Below are 14,568 nucleotides of genomic sequence, written 5' to 3'. Positions count from 1 at the left end.
ACTTCGTGCTGCTCACGTGTACGACCTCCGCTCGTCCGGAGGCGGGATCTCCGCTCCGCGGTACTCGACGGGGATGCCGCCGAGGGGGTAGTCCTTGCGCTGCGGGTGGCCGACCCAGTCGTCGGGCATCTCGATGCGGGTGAGCGCCGGATGCCCGTCGTAGACGATGCCGAAGAAGTCGTACGTCTCCCGCTCGTGCCAGTCGGCCGTCGGGTAGACCGGCACGAGCGACGGCAGGTGCGGGTCCGCGTCGGGGCAGGTCGTCTCCAGCCGGACGCGCCGGTTGTGCGTGATCGACAGCAGGTGGACGACCGAGTGCAGCTCGGCGCCCGTGTCGTCGGGGTAGTGCACGCCCGAGACGCTCGAGCAGAGCTCGAACCGGAGCGCGGGGTCGTCCCGCATCGTCCGCGCGAGCTCCAGGAGGTGGTCGCGCCGCACGTGGAACGTCAGCTCGCCGCGGTCGACGACGACGCGCTCGACCGCGTCGCCGAACCGCGGGTAGGCGCGTTCCAGAGCGTCCGCGACGTCGTCGAACTCACCGGCCTCGGCGGTGCCGCCCGGCCCGCCGTACGGGCGCGGCGCCGACACCTTCGGCGACTGCCGGACGACCAGGCCGCCGTACCCGGAGGTGTCGCCGGTGGTGTTCGCGCCGAACATCCCCTTCCGGACGACCGGCTGCTCGCGGCGCTCGTCCTCGGCCTGCGCGGGCAGCCGGTCCGCCGCCTGCTCGGCCTGCTGCTCGGGATTCTGCGAACTCATCGCTGCCTCCATTCTGGGGGGACGACCCCCCAGACCCCCCGGCAAAAGCCGGCCTGAGCGCTGACCTGCACTCCGCTGCGCTCCGTTCCGGTCATCGCTCAGGCCCCCTGTCCCAAAAGCGGAAGCCGTCGCCGCTTGGCCTCTTCCAGCTCCTCGATCTGCTTCGCGCGCTGCGGGCCCAGCTTGGTGTTGTTCACCTGGTCGTGCAGCTTGAGGATCGCGTCGATGAGCATCTCCGGACGCGGCGGGCAGCCGGGGAGGTAGATGTCCACGGGGACGATGTGGTCGACGCCCTGCACGATCGCGTAGTTGTTGAACATGCCGCCGGACGAGGCGCAGACGCCCATCGCGATGACCCACTTGGGCTCGGTCATCTGGTCGTAGATCTGCCGCAGCACCGGCGCCATCTTCTGGCTCACCCGGCCCGCGACGATCATCAGGTCGGCCTGCCGCGGCGTCGCCGACGCGCGCTCCATGCCCCAGCGGGAGAAGTCGTGCTTGGGGTCGCCGGCCGCCATCATCTCGATCGCGCAGCACGCCAGGCCGAACGTCGCCGGCCACATCGAACTGGCCCGTGCCCATCCCGCGACCTGCTCGACCGTGGTCAGCAGGAACCCGCTGGGCAGTTTCTCTTCAAGACCCATGTCAGTCCCACTCCAGACCGCCGCGCCGCCACACGTAGGCGTACGCCACAAGCAAGGTGACGATGAAAAGCACCATCTCGATGAGAGCGAAGATCCCCATCTGGTCGAAAGCGACGGCCCAGGGGTAGAGGAAGACGATCTCGATGTCGAAGATGATGAACAGCATTGCCGTCAGGTAGTACTTGATCGGGAAACGTCCCCCGCCCACCGGCTGCGGGGTCGGCTCGATGCCGCACTCGTAGGCGTCCAGCCGGGCGCGGTTCCAGCGCTTCGGGCCGGTGAGCGAGGCCATCGCCACTGAGCCGACCGCGAAGAGGGCGGCGAGCACCCCCAGCACAATGATCGGTACATAGAGATCCATGGTCTCTACTGCCTCTCCTCGGAACGTACGACGCTGTACGGGGCGACGTGACCCTTTACACGCTCGTGACATCTGTCACGAGCACGGTCCGCCACCCTAGCCAAGGTGACCAATAGCACTCCCCTCAGGGGGTCGGGTACGTCGAATCAACCCGCTCACCTGCCGAAACTTTGCGCTCATGGAGCGCTCCTCGGATACCTCAAGCCGCCGGCGCCACCTTCTGCATCGCATTGATGACCCGGTCCATCGCGTCGCCGCCCTTGGGGTCGGTGAGGTTCGCGAGGAGCTTCAGGGTGAACCGCATCAGGGTGGGGTGGGGCAGGCCGTGCGCGGTGAGGAACTTCATCACGCGCGGGTCCCCGATGGCCTGGACGAACACGCGGGCCAGCGTGAAGTACCCGCCGTGCTCGTCCTTCAGGATGCGCGGGTACTCGTGCAGCGTCCGCTCGCGCTGCGCGGGGGTGCGGCGCGCCAGCGCCTGCACCATGATGTCGGCGGCCAGCCGCCCGGACTCGAGCGCGTAGTCGATGCCCTCGCCGTTGAACGGGTTGATCATGCCGCCGGCGTCGCCGACGAGCAGCATCCCGCGGGTGTAGTGCGGCTGCCGGTTGAAGCCCATCGGGAGCGCGGCGCCGCGGATCGGGCCGGTGGCGTGCTCCTCGGAGAACCGCCACTCCTCCGGCATCTGCGCGCACCAGCGCTTCATCATGCCGCGGTAGTCGACGTTCTGGAACGCCTTGCTCGTGTTGAGGAGGCCGAGTCCGACGTTGGACGTCCCGTCTCCCACGCCGAACACCCAGCCGTAGCCGGGCAGGAGGCGCTCGCCGTCCCACAGTTCGAGCCACGCCTCCATGTACTCGTCGTCGTGGCGCGGGGTCTCGAAGTAGCGGCGGACGGCGACGCCCATCGGCCGGTCCTCGCGGCGGCGCAGCCCCATCGCGAGCGACAGCCGGGTCGAGTTGCCGTCGGCGGCGACGACGAGCGGGGCGCGGAACTCGGTCTCCTCGCCCTCGTACTTCGCGGTGACGCCGGCGATCCGGTCGGTGCGCTCGTCCAGGATCGGGCCGGTGACGTTGCAGCCGGTCAGCAGCTTGGCACCGGCCTTCGCGGCGTGCTCGGCGAGGAGCTGGTCGAGGTCGGTGCGCTTCCGGACGAGCCCGTAGTCGGGGAAGCTCGCGAGCTCCGGCCACGGCAGCTCCACCTTCACGCCGCCGCCGTAGATCCGCAGCCCCTTGTTGCGCCCCCAGCCGGGGTCGTTGATGTCGACGCCCATGCCGATCAGGGCGCGGACGGCCCGCGGCGTGAGCCCGTCGCCGCAGATCTTGTCGCGGGGGAACGTGGCCTTCTCCAGCAGCAGCACGTCGAGGCCGGCTTGGGCGAGCCAGTACGCGGTGGACGATCCGGCGGGGCCCGCCCCGACGACGATGACATCGGCGTGTCGGGTGGAGTCGGTCACGATGGTCCTCTTCGTTCGTTCGCTTGTGAAGTACTTCACAAGGTTCCGGTGGGGAGTCTATTCCTTTATCACGGTCAGTGGGTACCTCTGGGCCGTTCCCGTTTTGGACCGGTCCCAGGACCGCCGGGCCGCGGGGGCGGTCAGCCCGGGTTCGTGGCGTGGTGCATCGCGGCCACCCCGAACGTGAGGTTCCGCCAGCGCACCCCGTCCCAGCCGGCCTCCTGGAGCAGCCGCGCCAGCGCCGCCTGGTCCGGCCAGGCGAGCGTCGACTCGGCCAGGTACCGGTAGGAGTCGGGGTTGGAGCTGACCCGCGCGAGCAGCGGCAGCCCGAACTTCAGGTGGGCGCGGTGCCCGAACGCGAGCAGCGGGTTCGGGGGGTGGCTGACCTCGCACACCAGGAGGCGCCCGCCGGGGCGCGTCACCCGGCGCAGCTCGCGCAGCGCGCGGACGGTGTCGGCGACGTTGCGGAGGCCGAACGAGATCGTGACGGCGTCGAACGCGCCGTCCGCGAAAGGGAGGCGCAGCGCGTCCCCGGCGACGAAGCTCAGCCGCGCCGTCCCCGCCTGCCGCCGCACGCCGACGCGCAGCATGCCGAGGGAGAAGTCGCAGGCCACGGTGGAGGCGCCCGCGTCGGCGAACGGCACCGAGGACGTCCCGGTCCCGGCCGCGAGGTCGAGGACCCGCTCGCCCGGCCGCGCGTCCAGCGCCCGGACGGCCTCCCGCCGCCACCGCCGGTCCCGGCCGCCGGTCATCAGCGTGTTGAGCAGGTCGTACCGCTCGGCGGTGCCGTCGAACATCGCCGCGACGTCGGCGGGCTTCTTATCCAGTGAGGCGCGGGTCATGGCCCCAGCCTAAGAGGCGGGGGCCGAAGGGCGTGCGGCGCCTCGGCGCCAGGGGCTCAGGCGGCCCCGCGGGGGGCCGCTACGCGTCTTCCTTCGTGCGGCTCGCCTGGAACCTCCGCCACCGGCCGTCGACCGCGGCCGAGAGCCGGTCGCGCTGCGCGGACAGCAGCACGTAGCTGATGACCCCGCTGATCAGCAGCGCGAGCATCAGGAGCAGGAAACCGCGGGCGCCGAACAGCGCGAGCACCCCGGCGGTCGCCGCGAAGATCGCGAACCGCGCGATGGTGTAGAGGATTACGGAACGCATGGCCCCTCGACTCTACCCGCCCCTTTCCGTGGCCCCGCAGCAGGTGGGGCGGGACGGGCGGCGGGCTGCGGGACGGGCGGCGGGACGGGCGGCGGGGCCTCAGCCGTAGATGTCCCGGAACAGCGCCGGGTCGACGTTGCCGCCGGACAGGATCGAGACGTACGTGCGCGCGCCGGGCAGCTCGTCGCGGTGGAACAGGTACGCGGCGGTCGCGACCGCGCCGCCCGGTTCGGCGATCAGCCGCGCCTCGCGGGCGAGCCGCCGCATCGCGTGCCGGATCTCGTCCTCGGTGACGGTGAGGACGCCGTCCACGTGCTCGCGCAGGTGCGCGAACGGCAGCTCGCCGATCCGCTGGACGCGCAGCGCGTCGGCGATCGTCCGTCCGGTCTCCTCGGCGTCCCAGCCGACGGGGTGCCCCGCGTGGAACGAGTCGCGCGCGTCCGCCGCCAGCTCGGGCTCGACGCCGAACACCTTCGCCTCCGGGCGCACCGCCTTCACCGCCGCCGCGACGCCCGCGAGCAGGCCCCCGCCGCTCACCGGGACGAGCACGACGTCGACGTCCGGGCGGTCCCGGACGATCTCGAGCCCGCAGGTGCCCTGGCCCGCGATCACCCGGGGGTCGTCGTAGGGCGGGATGAGCGAGAAGCCGTGCGCGGCGGCGAGCTGGGCGGCGGTCTCCTCGCGCGCCGCCGAGTTGGGCTCGACGTACACGATCTCGGCGCCGAGCGCGACGCACGCGTCCACCTTCACGGCCGGAGTGGTGTGCGGCATGACCAGGACGGCCCGGATTCCGAGCGCGCGCGCCGAGAACGCCACGGCCTGGGCGTGGTTGCCACTAGAGTGCGTCACCACCCCGCGCGCGCGTTCGGCCTCGGGGAGCTGTGCGATGGCGGTGTGGGCGCCGCGGAGCTTGAACGCGCCGATCGGCTGCAGCGACTCGGCCTTCACCAGCAGAGCCGGGCCGCCGGGGTCGCCCGGGAACGGGACGAGCGGGGTACGGACGGCGACGCCCGCGAGCCGTTCGGCGGCCCGCTCGATCTCCGCCAAGGTCACAAGATCGGACATGCTCCGGAGACTATTGCGTCGCCGCCGTCCGCGCGGCCGTCACGGCCGTGACACGGCAGGTCAGCCGGGGTCGGGGTGGCGGCTGTGACCCATGACGTGGTCACCGGGCGTCATCGCTCCAGCTCGCAGAACTACAGCCTGTCATGTTTTGCGAAAACAAGGGAGAAATCGGTCTTGACCCGCCACACTGTAAACAGTCCACCCGCGCCGAGAGCGGGACAAAGGGGGAGAGAAAACGTGGAGAGCACGAGCGAGCGCCTGCTGACCCCAGGAGAGGTCGCCGCCCTCTTCCGGGTCGATCCGAAAACGGTCACCCGCTGGGCCGCGGCGGGCCGGATCAGCAGCATCCGGACCCCCGGAGGGCACCGCCGCTTCCGGGAGTCCGAGGTCCACGCGCTGCTGCGGGGCGAAGAGCCGGTGGGGAGCCACTCCGCGCACTGACCCGGCCTCCGGCCAGGTCCGTTCGACCGGGAAGTCCGCGCGGGGGACGGCGGTCCGCGCCCGTCGCCCCTCCCGCCGCCCGGCACGCGACACCGGTTCTCGGGGGAACCGGTTCCGGAGCCGGCCCGGCGCCCGCGCACGCCCGGCACGCTCCACACGGCCCCGGCCGGCAGAGCGGGCGGCCTACTCCTCCTCCGCCTCGCCCGCCTTCCACTGCTCGAACCTGCGCAGCAGCTCCGCGTCGCCCTCCCGCCAGCCGCGCCGCCGCTCCGCCAGCTCCTCCTCGGTCAGCGACTGCGCCCGCAGCCGGTCGTAGTCGGGGTCGTCCGGGCCGACCTCCACGTAGGCGTCGGCGATGACGCGCCCCTCGCCCGCCCCGTCCTCACCGGGTTCGGCGAGCACGCTGTGCGGGACCCGGAGCGTGCCGTCGGGGAGCCGGATCACGTACATCGTCGATCACCATCGCCTGCCATCACGGGATCCTCTGGTGTGTGCCGCGGAACACACACCCTAGATCCCGAAGGTGCGGTTGAAGAAGAGCATGACCTCCAGCGCGGTGCGGATGTCGCCGCCGAGCATGTCGACGAGCGCCGGCCGCTGCCGCGAGGAGATGGCCGCGAAGGCGTCCGCGAAGAACTCGCGGCGGCCCAGCGCGTCCGGCTGCCGGTGGAAGTCGCTCGCCAGGTGCGGGCGGCACTGCGCGTACAGCGCGCGGAACGCCGCCGAGTCGGACGTCCAGCCCGCGCCGCCCTCGATGTCGTCGAGGGCGTGCCCCACCTCGTGCAGCATCACGTCGGGGGTCGGGGACGGCCGGTCCCCCACGACGATCTTGCGGTCGCCGTAGGCCCCCGCGCACACGTCCCACGTCGCCCGCCCCGACGGCAGCGGACGGTCCCGCAGGTGACCCATGTCGTCGAGCTGCGGCACGCCGCCCGGCCCCACGTACACGCCGTCCAGCCCGGCCGCGAGCCGCTCCTTCAGCGCGTCCGGCAGCCCGGCGAGGCTCTCGACCGCGCGGACCACCTCGGGCGTGGGCGGCCCGTCCCGGACTTCCCACTGCCGGTGCAGGATCCGCTCCAGGACGCCGCAGTGCCTGCGCCCGTCGGCCTCGTGCGGCGTGCCCGGCGGGTGCGGCTCCACCCGCGGCGGCGCGTCGTCGAGCTCGAAGTCCCGCCACGACAGGTCCCCGGTGCCGCGGCGCCCGGCCCCCGGCCGCCGCCGCGCGTACCGGCCGCCGAACCCCTCGGCCGTCCGGTCCGGGCCCGCGTCGAGGCCCGCGCCGGAGCCCGCGTCGAGGCCCGCGCCGGTCTCGACGGGGGCCGCGCCGCCGGGCGTCCGCGTGAAGGCGTCGTCGCGTCCGGACTTGCGGAACCGGCCGAACCGGTCGCGGGGCTGGTCGCGGGGCGGCCGCCCCGTGTCGGGCGGCGACGGCGCGTACCCCGGGTCGGCGGCCCGGTCGGCGGGGCGGTCGGCGGCCCGGTCGGCGGGGCGGAACGGCCCGCCGCGGGAGAACCCCCTGAACTCCCGGGGTTTGCGGTGGACGCCTTTGAAGCGCATCGGGCTCCTCTGTCGACGGGACCCGCGGATACCTGGGGCGGGCGGGGGTCCCCGAGGAAGCGTAAGCCGGAACCCGACACCCCGTCATCCCCGGCGGTCACGGAAACTTTCAGGGATGACGTGGGCGCAGGTGACTAACTACCGGCGAAACCGGGCGTCCTGGCCATCATGCGTAAGAGTGCAGGCCAGAGAACATGTAGTTCACGCCGAAGAAGTTGAACATCAGCGCGGCGAACGCAATGAGCGCCAGGACCGCCGCCTTGCGGCCCTTCCACCCGGCCGTGGCGCGCGCGTGCAGGTACGCGGCGTAGATGACCCAGGTGATGAACGACCAGATCTCCTTGGGGTCCCAGCCCCAGTAGCGGCCCCACGCCTGGTCCGCCCAGATCGCGCCCATGATGATCGCGGCCGTCCAGATCGGGAACGCGAACATCGTGACGCCGTTCGCGAGCCGGTCCAGGCCGTCCGACGACGGCATCCGGGCCAGGATGCCGTGCTCGCGCAGCGTCCCCCGCCCCTCGGCGCGGGACTTGACCAGGTACAGGATCGTGGCGGCGCCCGCCACCGTGAACGCGCCCGTCGCGACGATCGCCGCGCTGACGTGGATCGCGATCCAGTACGAGTTGAGCGCGGGGCTGACCGGGCCGACCTCGTCGTACAGCCAGATGTTCGCGACGCCCAGCGCGACGACCGCGGCGACCATCACGAACGCGCCCAGGTAGCGGGCCCGGTACCGCAGCATCACGACGAGGAACGCGGTGACGGCGGCGAACGAGATCGCGGTGAGGAACTCGTACATGTTCGCCCACGGCCAGCGGTTCGCGGCCAGCCCCCGCGACACCAGCACGCCTAGGTGCGCGCCCCAGCCGAGGACGTTCAGCAGGATCGCCAGCTTCGCCGGCTCGATCTGCGTGCGCTCCGGCTCCGCGCCGTCCCCGGACGCCTCGGCCGTCCCGGCGTCCACGGACTCGGCCCCGGCCGCGCCGACCAGCACCTTCGCCTCGACCTCGGCGTCCGCGGCGAGCTTCGCCCGGCGGCGCCCGAAGCCGAGATCGGCCGCGTACGCGACCATCGCGATGATGTACAGCACCACCGTGGTCAGCATGAGCTTGTCGCTCAGATTCGCGAGGTCGGCGTCGCCCACCCTCGTCACTCCTTCGCTTCGTCCGCCGGACCGGTCTCCCGGCCGGCGCCGGGCTCGGCGCCCTGCCCGTCGTCGGCGGACTCCGCGTCGGGTCCGCCCTCGTCCGGGCCCGCACCGGGCCCGTCCCGCTCGGGGCCGCGCAGCGCGGCCACGATGTCATCGAACTCCGAGGTCGCGGCGCCCAGCGTCAGGCCGCCGACCTCGACCACCGTACGCCCGCCCTTCCCGCCGGCCGCACGGACCCACACCCTGCGCCGCCGCACCATGAAGGACGCCACCACGCCCGCGACCGCGAGGATCGACGCGACCAGCGCGGGGATCCGCCCCGGGTCGCGGTTCACCGACAGGCTCGCCCACTCCCGGACGCCCTCGAACTTGATCGAGCCGGCCCCGTTCGGCAGCTCGAACGTGTCGCCGGGCTCCAGCAGCTTCTGCCCGTCCTTGATCGGCTGGAGGGTCTCGCCGATCCCCTCCAGCTTGTACACCGACTGCGGCGTGCCGTCGTCCAGGCCGATGTCGCCCTTGAACGAGCTGATCGTCACGACCGGCCGCAGCGGTGCCGGGAACGCCGACACGATCTGCTCACCGTCCTCCGTCGTGACCGCCGTCGGCCACAGGATCGCGTAGAACGCGAGCTGCTCCGGCTGCGCGTCCGGCGCCTTGATGACGCCCTCGGACGTGTAGTTCCGCGTCTCCATCGGCAGGAACGGCACCGCGTCCTGGAACGCCACGTTCCCGTCCGCGTCCTTGACCGTGAACACCGGCGAGTACCCGTGGTTCAGCAGGTAGACCTTCGCGCCGCCCACCATCAGCGGGTGGTTGACCTTCAGGTCGTACGCCTTCTCCGCGCCCTGCGGGTCGTCCCGGTAGTGGACCTTCGCGGTGAAGTCGGTCGCCTGCCCCCGGCTCTTCCCGTCCTTCTCGTACTCGGCCTGGAAGTCCTCCAGCCGGACGGTGAACGGCGGAAGGTCGTCCGAGTCGAACACCCGTCCGGGCTCGAACTGGTCGTAGAGGCTGAGCGAGTTCGCGAACGTGTCGTCCTCGGTCAGCAGGATGTTGCCCCGGTAGCCGAACAGGTTCCCGAGGCCGAGCGCGAACAGCAGCGCCAGCAGCGCCAGGTGGAAGACCAGGTTGCCGGTCTCCCCCAGGTAGCCCTTCTCCGCCGCCACCGCGCCGCCGCCGGCGTCCACCCGGAACCGCTTGCGGCGCAGCGCCCTGCGCGCGTCCTCCAGGACGTCCTCCGCCGCGGCGTCCGTCTCGAACGACGCCGACTGCGGCAGCCGCTTCAGGTTGCGCGGCGCCGCCGGCGGCCGCGCCCGCATCGACCGGTAGTGCTTCGCGGCGCGCGGGATCACGCACCCCGCCAGCGACACGAACAGCAGGATGTAGATCGCGGCGAACCACGGCGCCGCGAACACGTCGAACATCGAGAACTTGTCGAGCCACGGCCCGAGCGTCTTGTGCTCCTTCAGGTACGCCGCGACGTCCTCCGGCGCCTGCCCCCGCTGCGGGAACACCGACCCCGGCACGGAGCCCAGCGCCACCAGGAACAGCAGGATCAGCGCCGTCCGCATCGTCGTGAGCTGCCGCCACGCCCAGCGCAGCCAGCCCAGCGGGCCGATCCCCTTCGGCTTCGGCGCGTCCTGCGCCGCCTGCCGGGCCGCCGGCGGGCGCGTCCCGCTCTCGGTCTCAGTGTCGCTCATGTCAGATAACCGGTTCGAAGCCGCTGATCCACGACCTCAGCTCGATGGTCATGTCCCCCCACAGGCCGCTCACCAGCAGCACCCCGAGCAGCACCAGCATGCCGCCGCCGACCCGCATCACCAGCGGGTAGTGCCGCTTCACCGCGCCGAACGCCCCCAGCGCCCGCCGGTACGCCAGCGCCGCCGCCACGAACGGCAGTCCGAGCCCCAGACAGTACGCGAGCGACAGCAGTGCGCCGCGCCCCGCGCTCGCCTCCGTGACCGCGAGGCTCTGCACCGCGCCCAGCGTCGGCCCGATGCACGGCGTCCAGCCCAGCCCGAACAGCACCCCCAGCACCGGCGCCCCCGCGAGCCCCGCCGCAGGGAGCCGTCCCGACTTCACCGTCCGCTGGAGCCCCGGGATCAGCCCCATGAACGCCAGCCCGAACACGATCGTCACGACGCCGAGCACCCGCGTGATCGTCTCCTGGTACTCCAGCAGCCACCGGCCCAGGCCCCCGAACACCACGCCGTAGCTGACGAACACCGCCGAGAACCCCGCGACGAACAGCACCACGCCCGCGAGCAGCCGGCCCTTGCGCTCGTCCGCCAGGTCCGCGCCCGACATGCCCGTCACGTACGACAGGTAGCCCGGCACCAGCGGCAGCACGCACGGCGAGACGAACGAGACCAGACCGGCCAGCGCCGCCAGCGGCGCCGCGGCCACCAGCGACCCGCTGACGACCGTCTGGTCCACCCCGGCCGCCGCGATCACTTTTCGGCGAGCACGTCGGCGACCAGCGGATTCAGCTTGCTGTACGTCGTCGCGCCGATGATCCGGGCGGCGACCCGGCCCTGCCGGTCCAGGACGAGCGTGCTCGGGATCGCGTTCGGCGGCACCTCGCGGAACGCGAGCGTCACCCGCCCGTCCGCGTCGAACACGCTCGGATACGACACCTTGAAGTTCCGCTCGAACGCCTGCGCGTTCGGCTTCGAGTCCTTGAAGTTGACGCCGACGAACGCCGCGCCCTTCGCCTCGTTCTCCTTGTGCACCTGCTCCAGCGACGGCGCCTCACCGCGGCACGGCGCGCACCACGACGCCCAGAAGTTCACCACGACGACCTTGCCCCGGTAGTCCGCCAGCCGGAACGCCTTCCCGTCCAGCATCTCCCCCGCGACCGTCCCGACCGCCTTGCGGTCGCCCGGCGCGTACTCCGTCACGTTCCCGTCGCCGGACACGAACCGGTTCTCGCCCGCCCCGTCCTGCGACGCGTCCGTCCCGGCACAGCCCGCGAGCAGCCCGCACAGGGCGACGGCGGCCGCCACGGCGCGCACACGGAAGACACGGGGGTTCAACGGCCCCTCCTACTACTACAGGTCGTAGTACAACAATCTACCGGCGCTCTCAGGCGCCCGCGACACCGGGCTCCCCGCCCAGCCCGCCGGCGGGCTCGCAGTACGACACCTCGACGAGCCGGTTCCCCTCGAACGTCAGGCTCGTCACGCTCGCCAGCCCGCACTCCCGCTTCACCGGGTGATGCCACAGCCGGCGCCGCTCCGCGTGCAGCCGCAGCACCCACACCGGAAGCTGATGGCTCACGCACACCGCCTCATGCCCGCGCGCCGAATCCCGCGCCCGGATCACCGCCGCCCGCATCCGCGCCGCCAGCTCCCGGTACGGCTCGCCCCACGACGGCTTGAACGGGTTCAGCAGGTACCGCCAGTGCTCCGGCCGCCGCAGCGACCCCGCCCCCACCCCGAACGTCAACCCCTCGAAGTGGTTGTCGGCCTCCGTCAGCCGGTCGTCCACCGTCACCGGCAGATCGAACGCGTCCGCCAGCGGCGCCGCCGTCTCGAGCGCCCGCTGCATCGGCGACGAGAACAACGCGGTGACGTCCCGATCGGAGAACCACTTCGCGGCCGCCTTGGCCATGAGGAGACCGTCCTCGCTCAGCCGGTAGCCGGGCAGCCGCCCGTAGAGGATTCCGCCCGGATTGTGCACCTCACCGTGCCGCAGCAGGTGAACGATCGTCTTCTCAGTCATGGCGTCGCCAGGGTACCTATTTATTGCAATGCCCTTGGCGTCAGGCCGCGAGGCGGCCTTCCTTCAACGGGCCTTGCGTGCGATTGCTGCATCGCTCCGACTCGCCCCAGGGGGCTCGCTGCGCGATCGAGTTCTCGCGAGCTCGAACTTGGCTTCGCTCGCAATCGCAGTGGTTCCCGTCCGCTCTGGCCAGGGAACCTGTGGCCGGGGACATGCTCGAGAGTCTGGAGATCGGGCTGGGTGGGGGCTCCGCACTGGCCAGGGAGCCGGGGGACGGGGTGGGGTCAGCGGCGGATGGTTTCTGTGAAGGCGGCGATTTGGGTGGACGCCTGGTCCAGGGCTTCGGCGGGGGGCTTGGCGGCGGCCGTCTCGCGGACGAGCCAGTACGTGAGGGCCGCGTTGCAGATGCCGCGGCGCTCCCAGGGCATGACGCAGTCGATCACCTTGAAGGGGGCCTCGGCGCCCGGCAGCACCGCGAGCGAGACGGCGACGTAGGGCGACGGCGGCGCGTCCGTCCCCATCGCGACCCCGGACGTCACGGCGGCCCTGGCCCCGAGGCCGGTCAGCTCCCGGCGGTGCTGCACGTCGGCGTCGCACTGCGGGACGGCCGCGCGCCGCTCCGCCGCGCGTTCGGTGTCCGGGAAGTACCGGCAGTGCATGGCCCCGACCGTTTCGGTCGCCCAGTTGAACGACTCGAACACCCCGCCGCCCGCGAGCGGGTCACCGATCCGGTGGAGGCCGCTCGACGCCCCGATCTGGCCGTCGCACTCGACGTCCGCCGGACCGATGATGTGCCCGTCGCCGACGTAGTACACGGCCGCGCCGTCCGGCATGTCGACCACCGCGGGCAGCTCGACGGTCGACGCGGGCGGAGGCTCGGTGATCGGCGCCATCCCGTCCGGATCGTTGGCGTTCGGCGCCATCCGGGTGCAGCCCTGCACCGCCACGACCGTGACCGTCCGCGACGGCGACGGGCTCGCCGCCGCCTCCGGGCCCGTCCGTCCGGGGTCGTCCCCCTGCTGCATGGCGACCACGGCGCCGCCGCCGATCACCACGGCCGTCCCGCACGCCGCCGCGCCGATCCCGAGCATCGTCTTCAGCCCGCCGGCCCCCGCCTTGGCCGCCCCCGCCTTGGCTGCGGCGGTCTTCCCGGCGCCCCCGGCCGCCGCCTGGCCCGCGCCTTGGCCGGCTGCCTGGCCTGCGGCTTCGCCCGTGCCGTGGACGATCGTTTCGGCCGTTGCCTGGCCTGCGGCTTCGCCGGTGGCGTGGGCGAGGGTTTCGGCTGTTGCCTGGCCTCCTGCTTGGGCGGTGGCTTCTGCTGTGCCGTAGGCGACGGCTTGGCTCGCGGCGCCGGGGAAGAAGGCGGCCGCGACCGGGAAGAGGGACGCCAGCGCGGCGGCGGAGGCGGCGAGGGCGCGGACGCCCGTGTGCTCCCAGCCGGGGCCGTAGGCCGCGACGGCGACGGCCTCGAGTTCCTCGACGAACGCGGACGCGGCGGCGGGGCGGTCCGCGGGGGACTTCGCCATGCCGCGGGCGACGAGGGGGCGGAGGGGTTCGGGGACGGCGCCGAGGGGGATCTCGCCCGTGCGGTGGGCGAGCATGAGCGCGGCGCGGTTCCCGGTGTACGGACGGCTGCCGGTGACGCACTCGACGAACACGCAGGTCGCGGCGTACACGTCGGTGGCGGGGGTGGCCGTGTGGCGGTCCCACTGCTCGGGCGCCATGTAGTACGGCGTGCCGGCGCCGCCCGCCTCCTGCCCGGCGGGGGCGGCGATGCCGAAGTCGACGAGGCGGCTCAGGCCGTCCGCGGGGACGACCACGTTCGCGGGCTTGTAGTCGCGGTGGACGACGCCCAGGGAGTGCGCGGCGGCGAGGCCGAGGAGGGAGCCCTTGAGGACGGCGAGGGACGCCTCGGGGCCGAGCGCGCCCTCGCGGGCGAGGATCTCCTTGAGCGCGACCCCGTCGATCGCCTCCATGATGATCGCGGCGCCGTCCGGTCCCTCGACGAGGCTGTAGAGGCGGGCGATGTGCGGGCTGTCCGCCCGGCCGAGCATCCGGGCCTCGTGCCGGAGCCGTTCACGGTCGGCCTCGTCCGCGCCGAGCAGGTACTTGATGGCCGCCGGGGCGCCCGACGCGTCGTGCCGCGCCAGGACGACCCGTCCCTGCGCGCCCGCGCCGAGTTCCCGAACCTCCGTGTAGCCGCTGACCGTCCACTCGGACACGTGCTCGCCTCCCACCAACGTGATCTTCGCTGGATTGGGACGAC

General features: G+C 72.6%; 16 protein-coding genes. 1 reads left to right on the top strand and 15 read right to left on the bottom strand.

Features of this window, described 5'->3' with window-relative positions:
* Nucleotides 1-12: 12 nt before the first annotated feature.
* From H505_RS0119445 to H505_RS0119415, 7 genes are all read right to left on the bottom strand, one after another.
* Nucleotides 13-759 carry an NADH-quinone oxidoreductase subunit C gene (locus H505_RS0119445; RefSeq protein ID WP_026403311.1) on the bottom strand — a complete coding sequence of 249 codons (747 nt, stop codon included), beginning with the start codon at nt 757-759 and terminating at the stop codon, nt 13-15.
* A 98-nt stretch (nt 760-857) separates the two neighbouring features.
* Complete coding sequence (locus tag H505_RS0119440; protein ID WP_026403310.1) at nt 858-1,403, bottom strand: NuoB/complex I 20 kDa subunit family protein; 546 nt, start codon at nt 1,401-1,403, stop codon at nt 858-860.
* Between the two features lies 1 nt (nt 1,404).
* The gene (locus H505_RS0119435; RefSeq protein ID WP_026403309.1) at nt 1,405-1,764 is read right to left on the bottom strand and encodes an NADH-quinone oxidoreductase subunit A; all 360 of its coding nucleotides are present in this window, start codon (nt 1,762-1,764) and stop codon (nt 1,405-1,407) included.
* A 199-nt stretch (nt 1,765-1,963) separates the two neighbouring features.
* A complete protein-coding gene (locus tag H505_RS0119430; protein ID WP_026403308.1) occupies nt 1,964-3,220 on the bottom strand; it encodes a geranylgeranyl reductase family protein in 1,257 nt (418 codons plus the stop codon).
* A 140-nt stretch (nt 3,221-3,360) separates the two neighbouring features.
* Complete coding sequence (locus H505_RS0119425) at nt 3,361-4,062, bottom strand: demethylmenaquinone methyltransferase (RefSeq protein ID WP_026403307.1); 702 nt, start codon at nt 4,060-4,062, stop codon at nt 3,361-3,363.
* A 79-nt stretch (nt 4,063-4,141) separates the two neighbouring features.
* Nucleotides 4,142-4,369 carry a DUF4229 domain-containing protein gene (locus H505_RS43025; RefSeq protein WP_034518670.1) on the bottom strand — a complete coding sequence of 76 codons (228 nt, stop codon included), beginning with the start codon at nt 4,367-4,369 and terminating at the stop codon, nt 4,142-4,144.
* Nucleotides 4,370-4,468: 99 nt separating this feature from the next.
* Nucleotides 4,469-5,434 carry a threonine ammonia-lyase gene (locus tag H505_RS0119415; RefSeq protein WP_026403306.1) on the bottom strand — a complete coding sequence of 322 codons (966 nt, stop codon included), beginning with the start codon at nt 5,432-5,434 and terminating at the stop codon, nt 4,469-4,471.
* Between the two features lie 237 nt (nt 5,435-5,671).
* Here H505_RS0119415 and H505_RS0119410 point away from each other — a divergent pair, with 237 nt between their 5' ends.
* The gene (locus H505_RS0119410) at nt 5,672-5,875 is read left to right on the top strand and encodes a BldC family transcriptional regulator (RefSeq protein WP_026403305.1); all 204 of its coding nucleotides are present in this window, start codon (nt 5,672-5,674) and stop codon (nt 5,873-5,875) included.
* A gap of 183 nt (nt 5,876-6,058) precedes the next feature.
* On the opposite strand, the gene H505_RS0119405 is transcribed toward H505_RS0119410, so the two are convergent.
* From H505_RS0119405 to H505_RS52440, 8 genes are all read right to left on the bottom strand, one after another.
* A complete protein-coding gene (locus H505_RS0119405) occupies nt 6,059-6,325 on the bottom strand; it encodes a hypothetical protein (RefSeq protein ID WP_026403304.1) in 267 nt (88 codons plus the stop codon).
* A gap of 60 nt (nt 6,326-6,385) precedes the next feature.
* A complete protein-coding gene (locus H505_RS0119400) occupies nt 6,386-7,432 on the bottom strand; it encodes a hypothetical protein (RefSeq protein WP_026403303.1) in 1,047 nt (348 codons plus the stop codon).
* A 166-nt stretch (nt 7,433-7,598) separates the two neighbouring features.
* Entirely contained in the window at nt 7,599-8,576 is a 978-nt protein-coding gene (gene ccsB, locus H505_RS0119395) for a c-type cytochrome biogenesis protein CcsB (protein ID WP_026403302.1), read from the bottom strand.
* A gap of 5 nt (nt 8,577-8,581) precedes the next feature.
* Entirely contained in the window at nt 8,582-10,279 is a 1,698-nt protein-coding gene (gene resB / locus H505_RS43020; RefSeq protein ID WP_064743671.1) for a cytochrome c biogenesis protein ResB, read from the bottom strand.
* A gap of 1 nt (nt 10,280) precedes the next feature.
* On the bottom strand, nt 10,281-11,015 hold the full coding sequence (locus H505_RS0119385) for a cytochrome c biogenesis CcdA family protein (protein ID WP_034518779.1): 735 nt from the start codon (nt 11,013-11,015) through the stop codon (nt 10,281-10,283).
* A gap of 14 nt (nt 11,016-11,029) precedes the next feature.
* Complete coding sequence (locus H505_RS0119380; protein WP_026403300.1) at nt 11,030-11,614, bottom strand: TlpA family protein disulfide reductase; 585 nt, start codon at nt 11,612-11,614, stop codon at nt 11,030-11,032.
* Between the two features lie 49 nt (nt 11,615-11,663).
* Entirely contained in the window at nt 11,664-12,302 is a 639-nt protein-coding gene (locus H505_RS0119375) for a histidine phosphatase family protein (RefSeq protein ID WP_034518663.1), read from the bottom strand.
* A 284-nt stretch (nt 12,303-12,586) separates the two neighbouring features.
* Nucleotides 12,587-14,539: a serine/threonine-protein kinase gene (locus H505_RS52440; RefSeq protein ID WP_051300892.1), complete on the bottom strand. Its 1,953-nt coding sequence runs from the start codon at nt 14,537-14,539 to the stop codon at nt 12,587-12,589.
* Nucleotides 14,540-14,568: the final 29 nt, after the last annotated feature.

Origin of the sequence: Actinomadura rifamycini DSM 43936 (assembly GCF_000425065.1) — a bacterium.
In the GTDB taxonomy this organism is placed as follows: Bacteria; Actinomycetota; Actinomycetes; order Streptosporangiales; family Streptosporangiaceae; genus Spirillospora; species Spirillospora rifamycini.
This window is presented reverse-complemented; position numbering and strand designations above follow the sequence as displayed.